The organism is Desulforhopalus singaporensis (assembly GCF_900104445.1).
GTDB lineage: Bacteria > Desulfobacterota > Desulfobulbia > Desulfobulbales > Desulfocapsaceae > Desulforhopalus_A > Desulforhopalus_A singaporensis.
In genome coordinates this window covers 105686-122140 of the sequence record NZ_FNJI01000001.1, presented here as the reverse complement: position 1 = coordinate 122140, position 16455 = coordinate 105686, and the positions used below count along the sequence as shown (strand labels likewise).

The 16455-nt window shown below is 51.7% G+C and carries 18 protein-coding genes; 5 read left to right on the top strand and 13 right to left on the bottom strand.

The window, feature by feature from the left end; genetic code table 11:
• Nucleotides 1–12 precede the first annotated feature (12 nt).
• Nucleotides 13–273 carry a hypothetical protein gene (locus BLQ17_RS00535; protein WP_092218693.1) on the bottom strand — a complete coding sequence of 87 codons (261 nt, stop codon included), beginning with the start codon at nucleotides 271–273 and terminating at the stop codon, nucleotides 13–15.
• A 617-nt stretch (nucleotides 274–890) separates the two neighbouring features.
• On the opposite strand from BLQ17_RS00535, the gene BLQ17_RS00525 reads away from it, so the two are divergent.
• Nucleotides 891–1088, top strand: a complete 198-nt coding sequence (locus BLQ17_RS00525) for a heavy-metal-associated domain-containing protein (protein ID WP_092218689.1) — start codon at nucleotides 891–893, stop codon at nucleotides 1086–1088.
• 184 nt (nucleotides 1089–1272) lie between these two features.
• Here the strand turns inward: BLQ17_RS00525 and BLQ17_RS00520 are convergent, their stop codons facing one another.
• The 4 genes from BLQ17_RS00520 to BLQ17_RS00505 all read right to left on the bottom strand — a co-directional run bounded on the left by BLQ17_RS00520 (nucleotide 1273) and on the right by BLQ17_RS00505 (nucleotide 5018).
• Nucleotides 1273–2235 carry a putative transporter gene (locus BLQ17_RS00520; RefSeq protein WP_092218687.1) on the bottom strand — a complete coding sequence of 321 codons (963 nt, stop codon included), beginning with the start codon at nucleotides 2233–2235 and terminating at the stop codon, nucleotides 1273–1275.
• A 52-nt stretch (nucleotides 2236–2287) separates the two neighbouring features.
• A complete protein-coding gene (locus BLQ17_RS00515; RefSeq protein WP_092218685.1) occupies nucleotides 2288–3079 on the bottom strand; it encodes a radical SAM protein in 792 nt (263 codons plus the stop codon).
• 48 nt (nucleotides 3080–3127) lie between these two features.
• Entirely contained in the window at nucleotides 3128–3820 is a 693-nt protein-coding gene (gene rph, locus BLQ17_RS00510) for a ribonuclease PH (protein WP_092218683.1), read from the bottom strand.
• 217 nt (nucleotides 3821–4037) lie between these two features.
• Nucleotides 4038–5018, bottom strand: coding sequence for a TRAP transporter substrate-binding protein (locus BLQ17_RS00505; RefSeq protein WP_218121687.1), 981 nt, complete (start codon nucleotides 5016–5018; stop codon nucleotides 4038–4040).
• A gap of 430 nt (nucleotides 5019–5448) precedes the next feature.
• Between BLQ17_RS00505 and BLQ17_RS00500 the strand changes: the two genes are divergently transcribed.
• The 4 genes from BLQ17_RS00500 to BLQ17_RS00485 all read left to right on the top strand — a co-directional run bounded on the left by BLQ17_RS00500 (nucleotide 5449) and on the right by BLQ17_RS00485 (nucleotide 9128).
• Nucleotides 5449–6489: a TRAP transporter substrate-binding protein gene (locus BLQ17_RS00500; RefSeq protein ID WP_218121686.1), complete on the top strand. Its 1041-nt coding sequence runs from the start codon at nucleotides 5449–5451 to the stop codon at nucleotides 6487–6489.
• A 367-nt stretch (nucleotides 6490–6856) separates the two neighbouring features.
• The gene (locus BLQ17_RS00495) at nucleotides 6857–7363 is read left to right on the top strand and encodes a TRAP transporter small permease (protein WP_092218679.1); all 507 of its coding nucleotides are present in this window, start codon (nucleotides 6857–6859) and stop codon (nucleotides 7361–7363) included.
• 2 nt (nucleotides 7364–7365) lie between these two features.
• Nucleotides 7366–8652, top strand: a complete 1287-nt coding sequence (locus BLQ17_RS00490) for a TRAP transporter large permease (protein ID WP_092218677.1) — start codon at nucleotides 7366–7368, stop codon at nucleotides 8650–8652.
• Nucleotides 8653–8702: 50 nt separating this feature from the next.
• Nucleotides 8703–9128 carry a universal stress protein gene (locus BLQ17_RS00485; RefSeq protein WP_092218675.1) on the top strand — a complete coding sequence of 142 codons (426 nt, stop codon included), beginning with the start codon at nucleotides 8703–8705 and terminating at the stop codon, nucleotides 9126–9128.
• Between the two features lie 72 nt (nucleotides 9129–9200).
• Here BLQ17_RS00485 and BLQ17_RS22445 read toward each other — a convergent pair whose 3' ends face one another.
• From BLQ17_RS22445 to iorA, 8 genes are all read right to left on the bottom strand, one after another.
• The gene (locus BLQ17_RS22445; protein WP_176761018.1) at nucleotides 9201–9371 is read right to left on the bottom strand and encodes a hypothetical protein; all 171 of its coding nucleotides are present in this window, start codon (nucleotides 9369–9371) and stop codon (nucleotides 9201–9203) included.
• Between the two features lie 367 nt (nucleotides 9372–9738).
• A complete protein-coding gene (locus BLQ17_RS00480) occupies nucleotides 9739–10101 on the bottom strand; it encodes a cupin domain-containing protein (RefSeq protein WP_092218674.1) in 363 nt (120 codons plus the stop codon).
• 108 nt (nucleotides 10102–10209) lie between these two features.
• Entirely contained in the window at nucleotides 10210–10845 is a 636-nt protein-coding gene (locus BLQ17_RS00475) for a LysE family translocator (protein WP_092218672.1), read from the bottom strand.
• A 20-nt stretch (nucleotides 10846–10865) separates the two neighbouring features.
• A complete protein-coding gene (locus tag BLQ17_RS00470; protein WP_092218670.1) occupies nucleotides 10866–12164 on the bottom strand; it encodes a phenylacetate--CoA ligase family protein in 1299 nt (432 codons plus the stop codon).
• A 75-nt stretch (nucleotides 12165–12239) separates the two neighbouring features.
• On the bottom strand, nucleotides 12240–12671 hold the full coding sequence (locus BLQ17_RS00465) for an ACT domain-containing protein (protein WP_092218668.1): 432 nt from the start codon (nucleotides 12669–12671) through the stop codon (nucleotides 12240–12242).
• A 14-nt stretch (nucleotides 12672–12685) separates the two neighbouring features.
• Nucleotides 12686–13996: a phenylacetate--CoA ligase family protein gene (locus tag BLQ17_RS00460; RefSeq protein WP_092218666.1), complete on the bottom strand. Its 1311-nt coding sequence runs from the start codon at nucleotides 13994–13996 to the stop codon at nucleotides 12686–12688.
• Nucleotides 13997–14012: 16 nt separating this feature from the next.
• Nucleotides 14013–14594: an indolepyruvate oxidoreductase subunit beta gene (locus BLQ17_RS00455; protein WP_092218664.1), complete on the bottom strand. Its 582-nt coding sequence runs from the start codon at nucleotides 14592–14594 to the stop codon at nucleotides 14013–14015.
• Nucleotides 14594–16375, bottom strand: a complete 1782-nt coding sequence (iorA, locus tag BLQ17_RS00450; protein ID WP_092218922.1) for an indolepyruvate ferredoxin oxidoreductase subunit alpha — start codon at nucleotides 16373–16375, stop codon at nucleotides 14594–14596. Before iorA ends, BLQ17_RS00455 begins: the two co-directional genes overlap by 1 nt.
• Nucleotides 16376–16455: the final 80 nt, after the last annotated feature.

Sequence of the window (16455 nt, the reverse complement as noted above, 5' to 3'; positions counted from 1 at the left end):
AGAAGGATGGAATTACTTCTCCTCGATCAGCTCTTCAAACTTGGCAAAACCATCCTCGACCGCTTTTTTGAAATCATCACGGGCCTGTTTTGCCATATCGATTGATGATTTGAGTGAACTTTTACTCTCTTCAGTTACCCACGGCAGTTGATCAAGATAGCTGTTGAGAACTTTCTCAGACTGATCCTGGACCATGAGCATGGCGTTATAGCTGTTATCGAACATGGTCTTTTGAAATGCGAGGGTTTGCTTGGCAAGTTTTGCAGTCTCCATTGTAACCTCCTTGTCTGTTTTTTTCCTTTAACGGCAACCGCAGCCTAAAAATGAAATGTGTCCTTCCCGTTTTTTACCAAGGCCACGGTACGACCCTGATTCTGAGTCATATTTATAGCAACGAACAACACTATGTCAAGAATAAATTGTTGCGCTGCACAATACACCAACATCTCCCTGAACCAACCAAACATCATAAAAAAAACATCAAATTAACAAGATATTACATTTACAGGGAAACGGCCAGAACATCATTATTATTGTTGCAATGTAACAAAGCGTGGTTCTGGCAAAAACATAACTTTAAAAAATATTTTTTGAAATTTCCCCTACAGAAGCGCAAGCTCAAACCCCTTGATACCGGAGCCCAGCTAGGTAGCGGACAGGTCGGCACCTTTATCGCACACCTCCTTCGGAAGAGAGTCTCACTTGCAGGGCTGCGCAAAAGCGAACAATAATATCTTGAGCGAACCGGACCAATGATTATTATTGAGTCTTGAGTGTAACCTGCAAGACCTGCAGGTAAAAACGTTGTTTGACACTACGTTAAACCGGCGTCGGGCTGACCCGGGTCAAGTTCACGCCGCAACCCATTAATCTCATAAGAAGAAGGTAAAATGGAAAGTATCAAGATCAAGGGAATGAGCTGCCAACATTGTGTAGGCTCGGTTACAAAAGCCCTGCAGGGAATTGAAGGCATCAGCCAAGTGTCCGTCGATCTCGATAATGGCAAGGCGACGTTTGAAAACGACGGCGCATCCCAGGACGACATCAAAGCAGCTATTACTGGTATCGGGTTCGAAGTTCTCGACTGACTCCCAACCGGCAATAGAAAAATCGCCCCGGCTATTCAACAGACATCGGGATGATCAAGGCAGGTCATGGGGACTTCACCACTGGCTCCGGTTCGTCGGCTCATCTCGATGAATGAACGCCAACGCCACAGCGAATAAACGGCGCAGTCACCCGGTAGCGGGGTCATGACAGCTGCTCGCCTTTTCAATAGTTGATGTTGGTTTCAAATTCCTTCAAGCGCTTATGGATCGACCGCAGTTCGGTAATGGTGGTCCAGTTGGCTATAAAAATCGAAAACGACTCCCTGACTTTGGCAAAGGCGTTGGACACCTGCACCAGCACCCCTAGAGTGATTATGCCGGTAAACAATCCCGGCCCCATGATCAGGTAAGGAACAATCAGCATGAACTGTTCAAAAAAATTGATCCAGATATCAAAATATCCGTAGTGGAGGAACAACCTGTTGTAGTTGAACTTCAGACCGGTGAAGAGCTCGACGAGAGTCTCTGTCTTGGCATAATTCACTTTATCATCTTCTGCATAGACCAGTTCCTTGCGAAATGCCGCCTCCACTTTCTGGTTGTTGTATTCAAGTCCCGGCAGCTTAATCCCGACAAACCAGGAGATCAGCAGCCCGCCCAGCGAAACGATAAGGGCCACCCACACGAGGCTGCCGGGGACAGCTTTTATCAACTCTATATCCACGCCCCTGCTGAGCCCCCAGAGAATCGGCAAAAAAGCAATGAGCGTCAGCATAGCGCGAATGACCTGCAACCCAAGGCTTTCGACGATACGGGCAAAACGGTATATATCTTCCTGGATACGCTGACTCGCCCCCTCGACATCCCCTTCCACCAGCTGCCATTTGGCAACATAGGAAAAGGTCATCGCCTCCCGCCACTTGAAAGCATAAACCCTGGTAAAATACCCAGTCACCGTGGCGATAAGCACGTAGGGGAAGGCAATTTTGCAGAAAATCAGCATCTCGACCCACAATTCGGAGACTTCATGATCGGTGGCTTTCTGCAGCATATCGTAAAACATGCCGTACCACTCATTGATTTTTACCGTCAGCTCCACCTGGACAACCAGGGCCAGAAGTAAAAACAATCCTCCCCCGTATGCCCAGACACACCACTCCTTGGTTTTGTAAAATGCACGAAACATAGGTCTTTTTACAGTTTTTTATCAGTTGTAAGGCGGCGCGGCTATTTTGGTTTTAGATATCCAGTCCCGGTTCCTGTACCAGCGGAAGCCCGACGACACTTTTTATCGACTCTTTCCATCTGATCTGAGCAAGTTCCTTCAGTTGGTGGTACAGGGCGCAGATATTCTTGTCCGCCTGCCCCTTCTTGATCCGCGCTATCTCCTCTTCTGTCCGGGCGGAATCGGTTCTGATCCGCTCGTCGATTTTATTCATCTTTCCCAGCCAGACGGTTGCTGATACATATGGAAGCAATTGGTAAACCATAGCGACCACATCAGGAAAATCGAGCATCGGCTCAACGCTCACCGAGGTGGTAAATCCATGGGCAAAAGCGTACTCAAGACTTGCCACACGCTCCCTGTAAGACGGGGCACCGGGTTCCCAGAACCGAAGAATTGCATCATCTCTTGCGGTGATGGTGAAGCGAAACTGGATATTATCCCGAAACTCCACCAACTCGGCGCACAGGCTCTTGATACAAGCAAGACGTGGCTTCGACACGATGAGGACACGGTTGCCGGCGCCTAACAGCGATTTCAGAAGCTTTACCGAAGCGTCTATATTTTCCTCAACAATATCGTGCACCGAGGGAAACATGATCTGTCCGCCATATCGTCTTGCCGCAAGAGCAGGATCCTGCGCAAGCACCACGCATTCTTTCCATTCTCCGGGACCAGCGATTTTACCGCTGCGAAGCGCCGCCGCCCTGGCGTAACAATACCTGCAGTCGTTGGGGCATCCCAGGCTGCAGTTGATTTCAGCAACCGCCCACTCTCTTGTTCCCTTGATCGGCTTGGTATTCATTAAATGACAAGTGGTTACGGGAGATTAATAGACCATGACAGCTGTTGCTCACCAGAGCTTGAAAAGCTCCCGGCACCCTTTGCGGGCAAACGACATCATGGCAAGAAACGAACTGTCATCGAAGGGTTCGGCTTCGGCGGTGGACTGTATTTCTATCCAGTTACCGTTTGCCGACATGACAAAATTGGCATCGGTTTCAGCGTGTGAATCCTCGGAATAATCAAGATCAAGCATGATCTCGCCGTTTACGATTCCGGAGGATATTGCGGCCACCGGAGTTATCTCGGGCATCTTTTCAAGACGACCGTCACCTGCAAGTTTTCTAAACGCATCGGCCACCGCGATCGCTGCGCCGGTTATGGATGCGGTTCTCGTTCCGCCGTCGGCGTTCAAAACGTCACAGTCCACCCGCAAGGTCCTCTCCCCGAAACTGTGCAGGTCGACCATAGCGCGCAGGCTTCTGCCGATCAAACGCTGGATCTCCATGGTTCGTCCCGACTGCCCCTTTGTTTCGCGCCGATACCTGCTCCCGGTGGCACAGGGCAACATTCCATATTCAGCGGTTATCCACCCTGAGCCGGTCTCCCTTAAAAACGGCGGGACGTTCTCTTCCACCGACACGCCGCAGATCACATGGGTGTTTCCCATCCTGATCAGGACAGATCCGTCGGCCTGGGGTTGAATGCCCCGCTCTATAACAGCCCGCCGCATTTCTTCATTTGTTCTGTTGTCGTTTCGCATAACTTATCCGCTTGTCGCTCCCATGAAGTTTTTTCCAGCTCTATAGCACAAACTGGACGTTACGGCTAACATGAATAAGAAACCACCTCATCGGTTCATGTTATTACAAGGCGTCTGTCCTGCAGGTCGAACACTTAAACAGACTCAGGCCCGACGCACCATAAGTGCCGGGCCTGAGATATCAAGGTGTTCGCCATCTTCCGCCGCAGCGATGGTACTACCTTTTAAGCTCTTTTCTCACCAGCTCAAGATAGGACGGTCCTACCTTTTTTTCCCAGATGCGATAGACCTGTTCGCTTTTTTCCCTCATAAAAGCATCCGATTCATGATTAAGCTTTAGAAAAGTCACCCCGTCGGCCCTGGCTGCCTCGACCTGGGCAAGCTGCTGTTTTTTCGTCATTTCGCGGGCATCATGGCTCTCCTCTTTCACCACGGCAAGAAATATTTTTCGAAGCTCTTCGGGAAGGCTGTTCAGCCACTTTCTGTTTACCAAGTGAACGTAAAGTCCCTGGGCGTAGTTCAACTCGGTATAGTACCTGGCCACGGTAAACTTTTTTGAAATGTTGCAGACGATCGGCGTATGGTCAAGTCCGTCGATAACACCGGTCTGCAGCGCCTGGGGTACATCCGGCCAGGGAAGAACAGAAAACTTGAGGCCCCACGCTTTGTAGGAATCGATATTTACCGGAGCCTGGGCGATCCGGAAATTTACCCGGCGTCCCTCCTCAACCGTGGCTACCGGGGTTGTTGTCGCCCAGCCGTAACTGCCGTAACCGGTAAAATCAAGTACCTGGATATTCTGGGCCAGCGCCGCATCCCGAAACGGTCCCCAGAGTTTCTCGTTATTTCTGAAATCATTGAGCTTTTCAAAGGTATCCACAACATACGGCAGGTTGACGATCCCCAGTTTCGGCGCAATATTGGCGGCTGCGACAGACGAGCTCATCATTCCCTGGACGGCACCGAATTTAAGCTTGTTGATCACGTCCTTTTCCCCACCGAGTTGACTGAGCGGACGGAAATCGACGTACAGCTGCCCGTTGGTCTCCCGCCACAGCCTGTCGCGAATCCGGTAGCCGGCCGCCACTCCCTCAATAGCCGGATGACCGACACAGGAGAGCAGGTATACATATTTTGCGCCGGTCGGATCGAAATCGGGCTGCCACCGCGCAAGCGGATCATCCTTGCCCCAGACCATATCACCACCGCAAGAAACACAAACCAAAAAAACCAAAACCAGCAAAACCACCTTGCAACTCTTCATCACTCCTCCTTTTCAAGTTCATAAGTCAGGGCCCGAAGAATACCGAAGAACGGTTTGAAAATGCAAGGTTTTTTACAGGATTCGAGTCATTTGCCCGGAAACGGCGCTCGCCGACCGCGTCGGCGTATAAACATCACAATTAGGCGTAAACTATTTTCTTCGTAATATTATTCACAATCCAACAATTCACGCTTTACATACTACGCAATCATGTAACAAAAATCGTATTTTATTAAACAAAAAGGTTTACGCAGATAAGCTTTTTTGGTATTGAAGTAGCAGGACTGACACAACAATTCAACGACCTGCTGACAATCGGGCGAACCCATAAAAAAGGCTGCAACAGCCTCGAAGGAGGTAAATTTTGAAAAAGCTACTGCTCATCCTGGTACTTTTTACTTTTCTGGCACCCATGACAGGGAGTTGCGCGGACAACAAGAAAAACCCTCTGGAAGCCTGGAAGCCGTCTTTTGATCCGAGCGGTGCCGAATATACCTATATTCTCTCCAACGTTTCCCACCCGGTCATCGAAGGAGTAGGCGTGGGGTATCGTATTCGCGATAAAGTCTGGGAAAAGTCAAACGGAAGACTCTATGTGGACTTTCGTCCGCTCAGTCAGCTAGGCGGGGAAAAGGACGTGATTTCCAAGCTCAAGCTTGGCGCCATCCAGGGAATGATGAGCTCGTCGGTTGCCGCCGCCAATATTTCAGACATACTCGGAATCGTGAACCTGCCTTACGTTGTCGACACTTTCGACAAGCTCGACAAGTTCCGCAACACGCCGGCTCTCTGGGAACCTTTTGCAAACGGAGCGCAGAAACAGGGGCTGCTGGTCGCCGACATAACCGGATATGGGCCTTATGGATGGGCCACCACCACACCTGTCAGGACCATAGCCGACGCCAAGGAAACCAATTTTCGTATAGCCCAGGCTCCTGTAAATACCGATATCTACAAAGCGTGGGGGCTCAAGTTTACCGTGATGCCCTGGCCGGATGTACCCCAGGCGCTGCAGACCGGAGTCATCACCGGGCTCGACCATACCGCCATAGTCTGCAATATCACTAAGAAATTCACCATCGCCAAATCATTTACAGAACTCAACTATGCCCAGGGACTGTTCGTTCACCTGGTCAACAAACGCTGGCTTGACAAACTGCCCGATGATCTCCAGAAGATCCTGCTTGACGTCATCAAGGAAGAGAGCGCCAAAACCAGGCAGCTCACGCGCCAGCAGTACGAAGTACAGATTGCAAGCGCTAAAGATGCCGGGGTCGAGTTCACCCGCCTCAGCAACGACGAAATAGACAAACTCAAAGAAATCGCAGAACCGGTCCTGGCAAAATGGGGCCAGAAAATCGGTCCGGAATACCTGGGCACGGTTCGCACCCAATTGGATCAGTAGCCTCCCATCTCCTCTTGCTATTGACCCATACGCAGCAAGGACAAGAAGCGTTAACCCGCTTCCTTTCCTTGCTGTTTTTTTTGTCCTGAGAAAACCTCCTCAACCGCCCCAGCCTGACCACGCTTTGCCCCCCCTTCCGATACAGGTTGCATCCTGGTCAAAACAAAGCAATCTCCAGTTTGCTCTTGACTATCTGGGCAAAGTGCGGAAAAAACAGTGTTCTGTAACGTTTTTATCTGTATATTCCACTGATTGATTTTTTTTTCAGGCGCCGAACAACAACAAAAAGCAACGCCCGGATGCCGGGTTCAACCCATTTGACCGCCACGTTGGTCCAAACGTGCAAAATTTTTAATCCACGACAGTCATGTTCAAAAAAACCTTCACGACCATTGACCGCTTCTTCAAGCATTTAGAGGAGTGGTCTCTTTTTTTAACCGTCTGCATCGCCCTTTTCACGGCAATGGCCAATGTCATTCTGCGTAAGGCAACGAGTGATCTCAGCCTCTACTGGTCCGACGAAGTCGTACGCAAAGTCATTTTCTTTTCCACCTATATGGGTTGCGTTGCCGCCATTCGGCACCGTTCATTGATACGAATAGATGCGCTGCCGCAAATGTTTCCGGCACTGAAAAGACCGCTCACCCTGCTGTCCAACATCTCCATCCTGATCTTTTCCGCAGTGATGGTGTATCTCGGCTGGTCGATGACAACGATGATGTATGGCGACGAATATGCCCGGACGGCGACCCTGCAGATACCTGAATATCTTTTTTACGCAATCCTCCCCCTGACCGGTGCCATGATGTTTCTCCGCACGGCCATCAACATCTGCGACGACTGGTCCGCCGCCTCAACCAGGGGGAGGGACTGAGAATGGACAACAGCTACCTGCTCATATTCGCCCTTCTGCTCGGCTGCCTGGCCTCAACCGTGCCGGTCTTCATGGCGCTGTTTTTCACTGGCGCGGCCGGCCTTGTTTTTCTCGTCGGAATCGATCCGCAGATTGTGATCGAAGTGCTGTACCGCAGCATGGACAAGTTCGCCCTGGTTGTTGTCATGTTTTTTGTCCTTTGCGGTAACATAATGACCACTGGCTCCATTGTTGAAAAATTGATCAAGACTGCCAATGTCATGGTAGGTTTTCTTCCCGGGGGACTGGCCATGGCCGGCGTACTCGCTTGCGGTTTTTTCGGCGCTATCTCCGGTTCAACCGTTGCCACCGTGGTGGCTATCGGCGGGTTTATGATTCCGGCGCTTATCAACAACAGTTACGAGGAGAAATTTTCAGTCGGATTGATGACCACCGCGCCGATTCTGGGGGTTATTATCCCGCCGTCAATCTCAATGATTCTTTATGCGATGGTGAGCAACGACCAACTGGAGGCTCTTTTTCTTACCGGGTTCATCCCCGGAATGCTGATAATGGCAACAATGAGTTGTTACGCCTATTTTGCATGTAAGAAGATGGGCATGCCCCCCCTGCCGCGTCCTTCGTTTTCCGAAATTGTATCCGTCCTCAAGGAATCGATATGGGCATTGATGCTGCCGCTGCTCATTTTCGGCGGGATCTACTCCGGGCTCTTCACCGCCAACGAAGCGGCGGTGGTCGCCTGTTTTTATGCATTTTTCGTTGAGATTGTCATCCACGGCGACATGAAACTTGGGGATGTGAAACGGGTGGTGGTCTCTTCAGCCATCACTTCGGCAACCCTTTTGATTATCGTTGCCGGAGCCTCGGTGTTCGGCGAATACCTTACCTTTGAACAGATCCCCGCCAAAATAGCCACCGTTGTGGTCAACAACATTTCCTCGCCGTGGATTTTCCTGCTGGCGGTGAATATACTGCTGCTCTTTATCGGCATGTTCATGGACATAATCTCGGCCACCCTGATCCTGACCCCGATCTTTCTTCCGCTACTGGCCAAGTTCGGTATCGACACCATGCACTTTGGCCTCCTTATGACCATAAACCTCGGGATCGGCTACTGCACCCCGCCGCTAGGGGTGAGTTTGTATATTTCCGGCGCAACGGTAAGTAAAGATATTGTCTACGTCAGTAAAGCAGTGCTTCCTTTTCTGGTGCTGCAGATCGCTCTTCTGTTTGTTTTGACCTTCTGCCCCGACATCGTCTTATTGCTGCCGCGTTTAATATACGGCTGATAATTAAAAAAGATCAGCAATGAAAACCAAGTATATATGGAGACCGATACATGCCTAAAATTCTGGTACCGATCGACGATTCACCCACAGCTAGGAAAACGCTGCAAAACATCGTCGAACTCAAAGACAGGTTCGCAACGAGCCTGACGCTGCTTCACGTTATCGACACCGATCAGCTCGCCTACCGGATGATACCCGATCTTCAGGTAGATATGGTCAAGGAAAATGCGACGAAGGCTGGCAAAAAATTTCTTGAGCGGGCGAAAACTGACCTGGAGAAAGAGGGATTTGGTGTTGATATCATTCTAAAATTCGGCGAACCTCGCTATACTATAGCGGCCATTGCCAACGACCAGGCTTTTGATCTGCTGGTGATCGGCCGTCACCAGGGAGGAGGGAAAATCAGAGACGTGATCTTCGGCTCGGTCGCCAACCACGTACTGCACAACGTTGCCTGCCCGGTGCTGCTGTTCTAGAACGGGCCGCCGACAACACGCCGTTTTCCGGCCTGCCCGGTTTTAAGGGGCAGGCCGGAGGATTACGCGCCTCTATATGATACAGATTCTGAAACCGTTTTTCTTCACCGCCTTTTTGTGGTACGGCTTCCTGCTGAACACCTTCACCACCAGGGAAACCCCAAGCACCGTAACAGGTACAGCAATAAGGGCGGCAACGGACATCAACAACAACATCACTACATAACCGGACAACCAAACCATAGCAAACAACTCCTCTTGTTTATTAACAACTGCCAGTTTTTTTCAGTATCCCAAAGCTGAGCTTTATAAAAAAAGACACACTCCTTCCGGGTCTAGGTAAAACTCACCCTCTTGTTTTCAGCGTGGTGCAACTGATCCTATGCAAACCTTTTGAGCGGCTCCTGCCGCTTGCCCGCCGCAACGGGCGGACCTCACCCTGCTGTAACCCTGACCGCTTAGCGTTTGGTTTGTAAGACTACAGAAACACCTGGGGGAGATCTCCTGACGGATATACCGGGACACTGCAGAAGCTGCAAATTTGCCCGGGCACACTCGTCAGGGGATCAGGGAAAATCTCTTTTACAAGGGTTTACAAACAGGGCTGAACTCACTCGTCGAGGTTGACTTTTGAGGCAGTAAAAGCGGGCAGACAGACGACGATATATTCGGCGCCTTCTTCTCCGGGGGTGGAGTAGCGCACCCACTCCCCCTTGGTGACGATTATGGCCTGGTCCGGGTGTACCTCTCGGACTCCGGCCCTGGTCTCAACCTGAAGCATACCTTTTAAAACGACGATATACTCGTTGAACTCATGGGTCTGGCCAGGCTTGCTCCAGCCGGAAACAGATCTCATCCGGGCGATGCTCAACTCGGAGGTGTCGCTGTTCACGCGCCCTACAAACTCTTCAATTCTTTTTGGTCTATCGCCATCTACCTCAATAAGTATCGGCTGATCTATTAAACGTATCATTTAAATTTTCCTCAACTGCTTTACACCAACTCCCCCAAAACGCCCGGTCTTTTACCAATATGGGCCGGGCGCCCTGGAAAAAACTGCAAACTGCTGCGACAAGCCTGGTTACGAAGAAGCCGCACGGGAAAACAACAGCTTCATGCCAAGACCAATCATGGCTCCGCCCAACAACCTGTCAATCCAGTGCCCGGTACGCAGAACCTTTTCATTGACCGCCGGAATAGACAGCACCACGACCACAAAAGAAAACCAGAGCAGTTGGATGATCATGAGCCACACCCCGTAAACCACGACATGAAACACCGGCATGTCCGGAGACAGCACCAGGGTAAAAAGAGATACGAAGTATATCGGAGCCTTCGGGTTAAGCGCATTACACAGAAACCCCGCCCCGACGGTCTTGACCATTGATCCGCCGGATCCCGGCGCCCCGCAGGCGATCGAGCCCGTCTTTGGTTTTGATTTCAACCCGTTTATCCCGAGATAAATAAGGTAACAGCCGCCGCCGATTTTCACCCACCACAGCAGTTCAGCCGAATGGGCGATAACGGCAGCCAACCCGAAAGCTGAGTAGGTTATATGCACCGAAAGTCCGAGGGCGATCCCAAGACTTGTCAGCAACCCGGCGCGTCTGCCGCCTGACAGTGTCCGCTGGGTGACGAAAACAAAATCGGGTCCGGGTGCAGCTGCGGCCAGGGTATGCACCAGGGTCAGCACCAGAATTCCGTGTAAAAAATCCATCAATTACTCCTGACCCTTTTTTACAACTTCCGTTTATCGATGACCCGGTCGCCCTTGCCTTCAAATCGCTCAAGGGTCCTCTCTTCAACAAGCTTTATCTGCACCCCGATCCCGAGCTCCGACGCCATCCGTCTCTTGATGCTTTCAACTAGGGTCCGCTGCTTTCTCATCTCGTCGAAGAAAAGCGACTCGACAACCTCCACCATGACTGTAAGCTTGTCTTCGTTGTTTTCTCTTTCAACGATCAGGCGATAGTGAGGTTCGGTACCCTCTATATCGAACAGTATCGACTCGATCTGGGTCGGGAAAACGTTTACTCCCTTGATGATCAGCATGTCGTCGGAACGGCCCATCATCCTCGACACCCTGATGAAGGTGCGTCCGCAGGGACACGGTTCGGCGATCTGCCGGGTAAGATCCCTGGTGCGGTAACGAATCACCGGGAAAGCCTCCTTGGTGAGCGTTGTTATGACGAGCTCGCCGACCTCGCCCGGAGCGACAGGCTCCAGGGTTTCAGGGTTGAGGATCTCAACGAGGAAGTGGTCTTCATTGACGTGCAGCCCATTACATTGCTGGCACTCACCGGCCACGCCGGGTCCCAGCACCTCGGAGAGACCATAATTGTCGGTGGCCTTGATACCCAGCCGTTCGTTGATTTCCTTTCTCATCCCCTCGGACCACGGCTCGGCACCGAACAGTCCATAGCGCAGCGACAGGCCGTTGGGGTTGATCCCCATGTCCATCATCACGTCGGCCATTTTCAGCGCATAGGACGGGGTACAGACCAGGGCAGTGGTCTTGAAATCCTGCATGATCTGAATCTGTCGCTTGGTGTTACCGGCGGATATCGGGATGACAGACGCCCCCAACCGCTCGGCTCCGTAATGCAGACCGAATCCGCCGGTAAAAAGACCGTAACCAAAAGCGATCTGTATGACATCGTCGGCGGTAACCCCGGCGCCGCAGAGAATTCTGGCCACAAGATTGGACCAGGTGACGATATCTTTCTTGCTGTAGCCGACAACTGTTGCCATCCCGGTGGTGCCGGAAGAGGAATGAACCCTCACCACATCGCGCAACGGTACCGCAAACAGCCCGTAGGGATAATTATCCCGAAGATCCTGCTTCATGGTGAAGGGAAATTTGCGTATATCCTCTAACGAGGTGATTTTTTCCGGATCGAGGTTTTGCTCCTGGAATTTATTCCGGTAAAACGGCACATTGGTTCCGACCCGTTTCAGGGTTTTGACAAGCCTTTCAAGCTGAAGTTTCTCAAGATCGGGACGGGCCAGACACTCTTGTTCCTTTTGCCAATACATGCGTATCCAACATTTTTTTGAATTAACCTAAACGCTACACGAACCTGCAGGACTCGTAAGACGAATTACCCCCTGCTAAAGAGCACAAATCTGCTCCCTTGAGATAATGGTAAAACCGCCTTTTTTCAAAGTCTTGATAGCTTCTTCCATTTTCTCAAAGCGAAAGATCAACACTGCATTTTCGCCGGTTCTGTTTACAAAGGCGTACATATACTCCACGTTGATATTTGCCTCCTTGAGACAGGACAGAACCTTGGCGAGTCCGCCGGTCCTGTCTTCCACCTCAACGGCGATAACATGGGTTTTACCCACGGTAAAACCTTTGTCGCGAAGAACCTCCTTGGCCTTTTCCACCTTGTCGACTATTAGTCTCAGGATTCCGAAATCGGCCGTATCGGCGACCGACAGAGCCCGGATATTGACACCCGCGTCGGCGAGGACGGTCGTGATTTCAGCAAGTCTTCCCGATTTATTCTCTAAAAAAACCGCAATTTGTTCTACCAGCATGATTTCCTCACTTTTCAGATTTTACGGTTATCGATAACCCTCTGCGCCTTGCCTTCGCTCCGCTGGATGCTCTTGGGCTCCACCAGCTTCACTTTACAGGTCACCCCCAGAAGATCCTTGATCTCTTTCTGGATATGTCTCGAGAGCTTTTCAAGAACCCGGATTTCATCGGAGAACAGCCCTTCACTCACCTCAACCTGTACCTCCATGGTATCGAGGTTGCCCTCGCGTTCCACCACTATCTGGTAATGGGGCTCAACCCCTTCAACACCCATCAGTACATGTTCTACTTGTGACGGAAAGACGTTGACTCCGCGAATGATGAGCATGTCGTCGGTTCTGCCGGTCACCTTCTCCATCCTTACCAGGGTGCGACCGCAGGCACACGTCTCGTAATAGAGTCTGGATATATCCTTGGTGCGGTACCTGATAATCGGGAAAGCTTCCTTGGTGAGAGTGGTGAAGACGAGCTCACCCTTTTCCCCCGGCGGCAGCACTTCCCCGGTGTCGGGATCAATGATTTCGGGAAGAAAATGATCTTCAAAAATATGCATTCCCCTGTCGCTGTGCAGACACTCCTGGGCGACTCCGGGCCCCATCACTTCCGACAGGCCGTAGATATCGGTTGCCTTCAGGTTGAGTTTGCGTTCAACCTCTTCACGCATGTTCTCGCTCCACGGTTCCGCCCCGAAAATACCGACACGCAGAGACAAAGACTTGGGATCCACATGCATCGAGTCCATGGCATCGGCCAGGTTCAACGCGTAGGAAGGAGTAGACAGCAGCACCGTCGAACCAAAATCCCTCATGATATTGATCTGCCGCTTGGAATTTCCTCCGGACACAGGGATTACCGTAGCCCCCAGACGTTCGATGCCGTAATGGGCTCCGAGCCCGCCGGTGAAAAGTCCATACCCGTAGGCGTTATGGACCATGTCCCCCTTGGTAGCGCCGGCGCAGCACAGCGCTCTTGCCATCACGTTGGACCAGGTCTCGATATCCTTCTGGGTATACCCGACAACCGTCGGTTTGCCCGTTGTTCCAGAAGAGGCGTGTACCCGTACAACCTCGTCGAGGGGCACGGTAAACAGCCCGAACGGATAGTTGTCTCTGAGGTCATTTTTAACCGTAAAGGGAAGCCGGGATAAATCGCTGAGCGTCTTAATATCCTCTGGCTTTACCCCCGCCTCTTCCATTTTAACGCGATACGGTTTCACCGTCCGGTAAACCCTGGCGACAAGGTGCTGCAACCGCCTGAGCTGTATCGATTCAAGACCAACCCTGGGCAGAGTTTCTATTTCTTCTTCCCAATACGTCAATGACATTTCGTCCCCCCCCTTGTTATTCGCTGGCTTTTCTGCCCGCATCAAAAGCGCGCAGGTTAACTTCCCTAAACCTTGCCGGAACCCTGGTCTGAATCACATTTTCAAACACGCCGGGGTCGATCGGCAAAAAAGTAGAGAGGGCACCGACCATAACAACATTGGCGGTACGCACCTCACCAACACCCTGGGCCAGATCAAATGCGTCGACGACAACGACCTCTATGTTGCGCTCGGTCAATTGATCCAGCACGTTTTCCGGATACTCCGCCTGCCCCGTTGCCACGGATGGCGGGAGAATCTTCTGTGTGTTGACGATTACCCTGCTGCCCTTGTGAAGGTAGGGCAGGTAACGAACAGCCTCCATCATCTCAAAAGCCATCTGTATATCCGCACCACCCGGTTCGATAAGCGGCGAGTACACTTTCTTGCCGTACCTCAGCTGGGCGGTAACCGAGCCACCCCGCTGCGCCATTCCGTGCACTTCGCTTTTTTTCGCGTCATACCCCGCTTCAAGGAGCGCGTATACCGTTACCTCACTGGCCAGGAGTATGCCTTGCCCGCCAACCCCCGAAAAGAGGATGTTCCCTGTTTCTTCCATTATTTTTCCTCCCCACGGGTGATAGCATTGAATTTGCACAGCGATGCGCACTGTCCGCAGTCGTTGCAGATGATTTCATCAATTTTTGACAACCCCTGCTGCTTCTTACGATAACCGCGCTGTTCGGCTTCGCCTTCGGCAAATGGAGTCCAGCTGATAGCCGGACATCCGAGGCGAATGCAGGACATACAGCCGACACAGTTTTCCTGGTTGGTAAAATAGGACACCGGCTGCCGCTCTTTCATCTCCGGCAACAGCACGCAGGGAGCTTCGGAGATAACAACCGCCTGCTCGTCGAGAGCCACGGCCTCCTTGAGCACTTTCCTGGTTTCGACGATATCGTGCGGATTTACCTTGTAGACATGTTTCACCCCAACCGCCCGGCATAACTGCTCCAGATCAAGCTCCGGGGCAACCTCCCCCTTGATGGAATAGCCGCTGGCCGGGTTCTGCTGTTGGCCAGTCATCGCCGTGATCCGGTTGTCGAGAATAATAAGAGTTGCGGCGGATTTGTTGTACACCGAGTTAATCAGCCCGGTTATGCCGGAGTGGATGAAGGTGGAGTCGCCGATAACGGAAACCACCTTGTCATGACCGCCCTCACCAAGCGCCTTGGCCATGCCGTGGGCGATGGAGACGGAAGCCCCCATGCAGACACATGAATCCATGGCCGAAAGAGGCGGCAGAAAGCCCAGGGTATAACAACCGATATCTCCGGAAACAAAGACTTTCATCCGGGACAGGTTGAAAAATATTCCCCTGTGGGGACAACCGGCACACATATTCGGCGGCCTGTTGGGCAGTTCCACTGGGGCGAAAAGATCCTGCTCATAACCGGGATCAAGCGCCCGCCTGACAATGGAAGTGTTCAGTTCCCCCTGGTTGGGGATCAGCTCCTTGCCTTTGCATTTTATCCCCATCGCCTTTATATGGGTCTCCAGAAACGGATCGAGCTCTTCCACCACAATGAGCTCGTCAACCGTTTCGGCAAACTCACGTATCTTGTTTTCCGGCAGAGGCCAGCTCATGCCGAGCTTGAGTACTGCCGCATCGGGGAAAGCCTCCTTAACATAAAGATACGATACCCCCGAGGTAATGATCCCTCTGCTGGTGTCCCCTTCCTCGATGCGATTCAAGGGAAACGTTTCGGCAAACTCACGCAGTTTTGCCATCCGATCTTCGACGACCGCTCTTCTTTTCCTGGCCACCGCTGGCAGCATGACCAGCTTGCCGGGAATCTTGTTGATGTTGCACTGGGCATGGGAATCGCGTTTTTCGCCCTTGCCGACAACACCTTTCACATGGGATACCCTGGTGGTTATCCGCAGGATAAACGGCGTATCGAAGTCTTCGCTCAACTCGAAGGCCAGCTTGACCATCTCTTTTGCCTCCCGGGGATCGGAAGGTTCGAGCATCGGCAATTTGGCGGCAAAGGCGTAGTTCCTGTTATCCTGTTCGTTCTGGGATGAGTGCATTTCCGGATCATCGGCACTTACCAGTACCAGACCACCGCACACTCCGGTATATGATGCAGTAAAAAGCGGGTCGGCAGCAACATTGACACCCACATGTTTCATGGTTGCAAGAGCGCGGCCGCCGGCAAAACTTGCGCCGATCGCCACCTCGAGCCCGACTTTTTCATTCGGCGCCCATTCGGTATATACCCCTTCATAGGTGGAGAGGTTTTCCATTATCTCTGTAGAGGGTGTCCCCGGATACCCTGAGGCGACCGTTACCCCGGCCTCGAACGCTCCCAGAGCGATCGCCTCGTTACCGGACATCCAGAGCAGATCATCATTTATTGTAGCCACATCTTCTCCTGAAAAAATAAAATTGACTTTGGGGTGTTACCAGCCATACC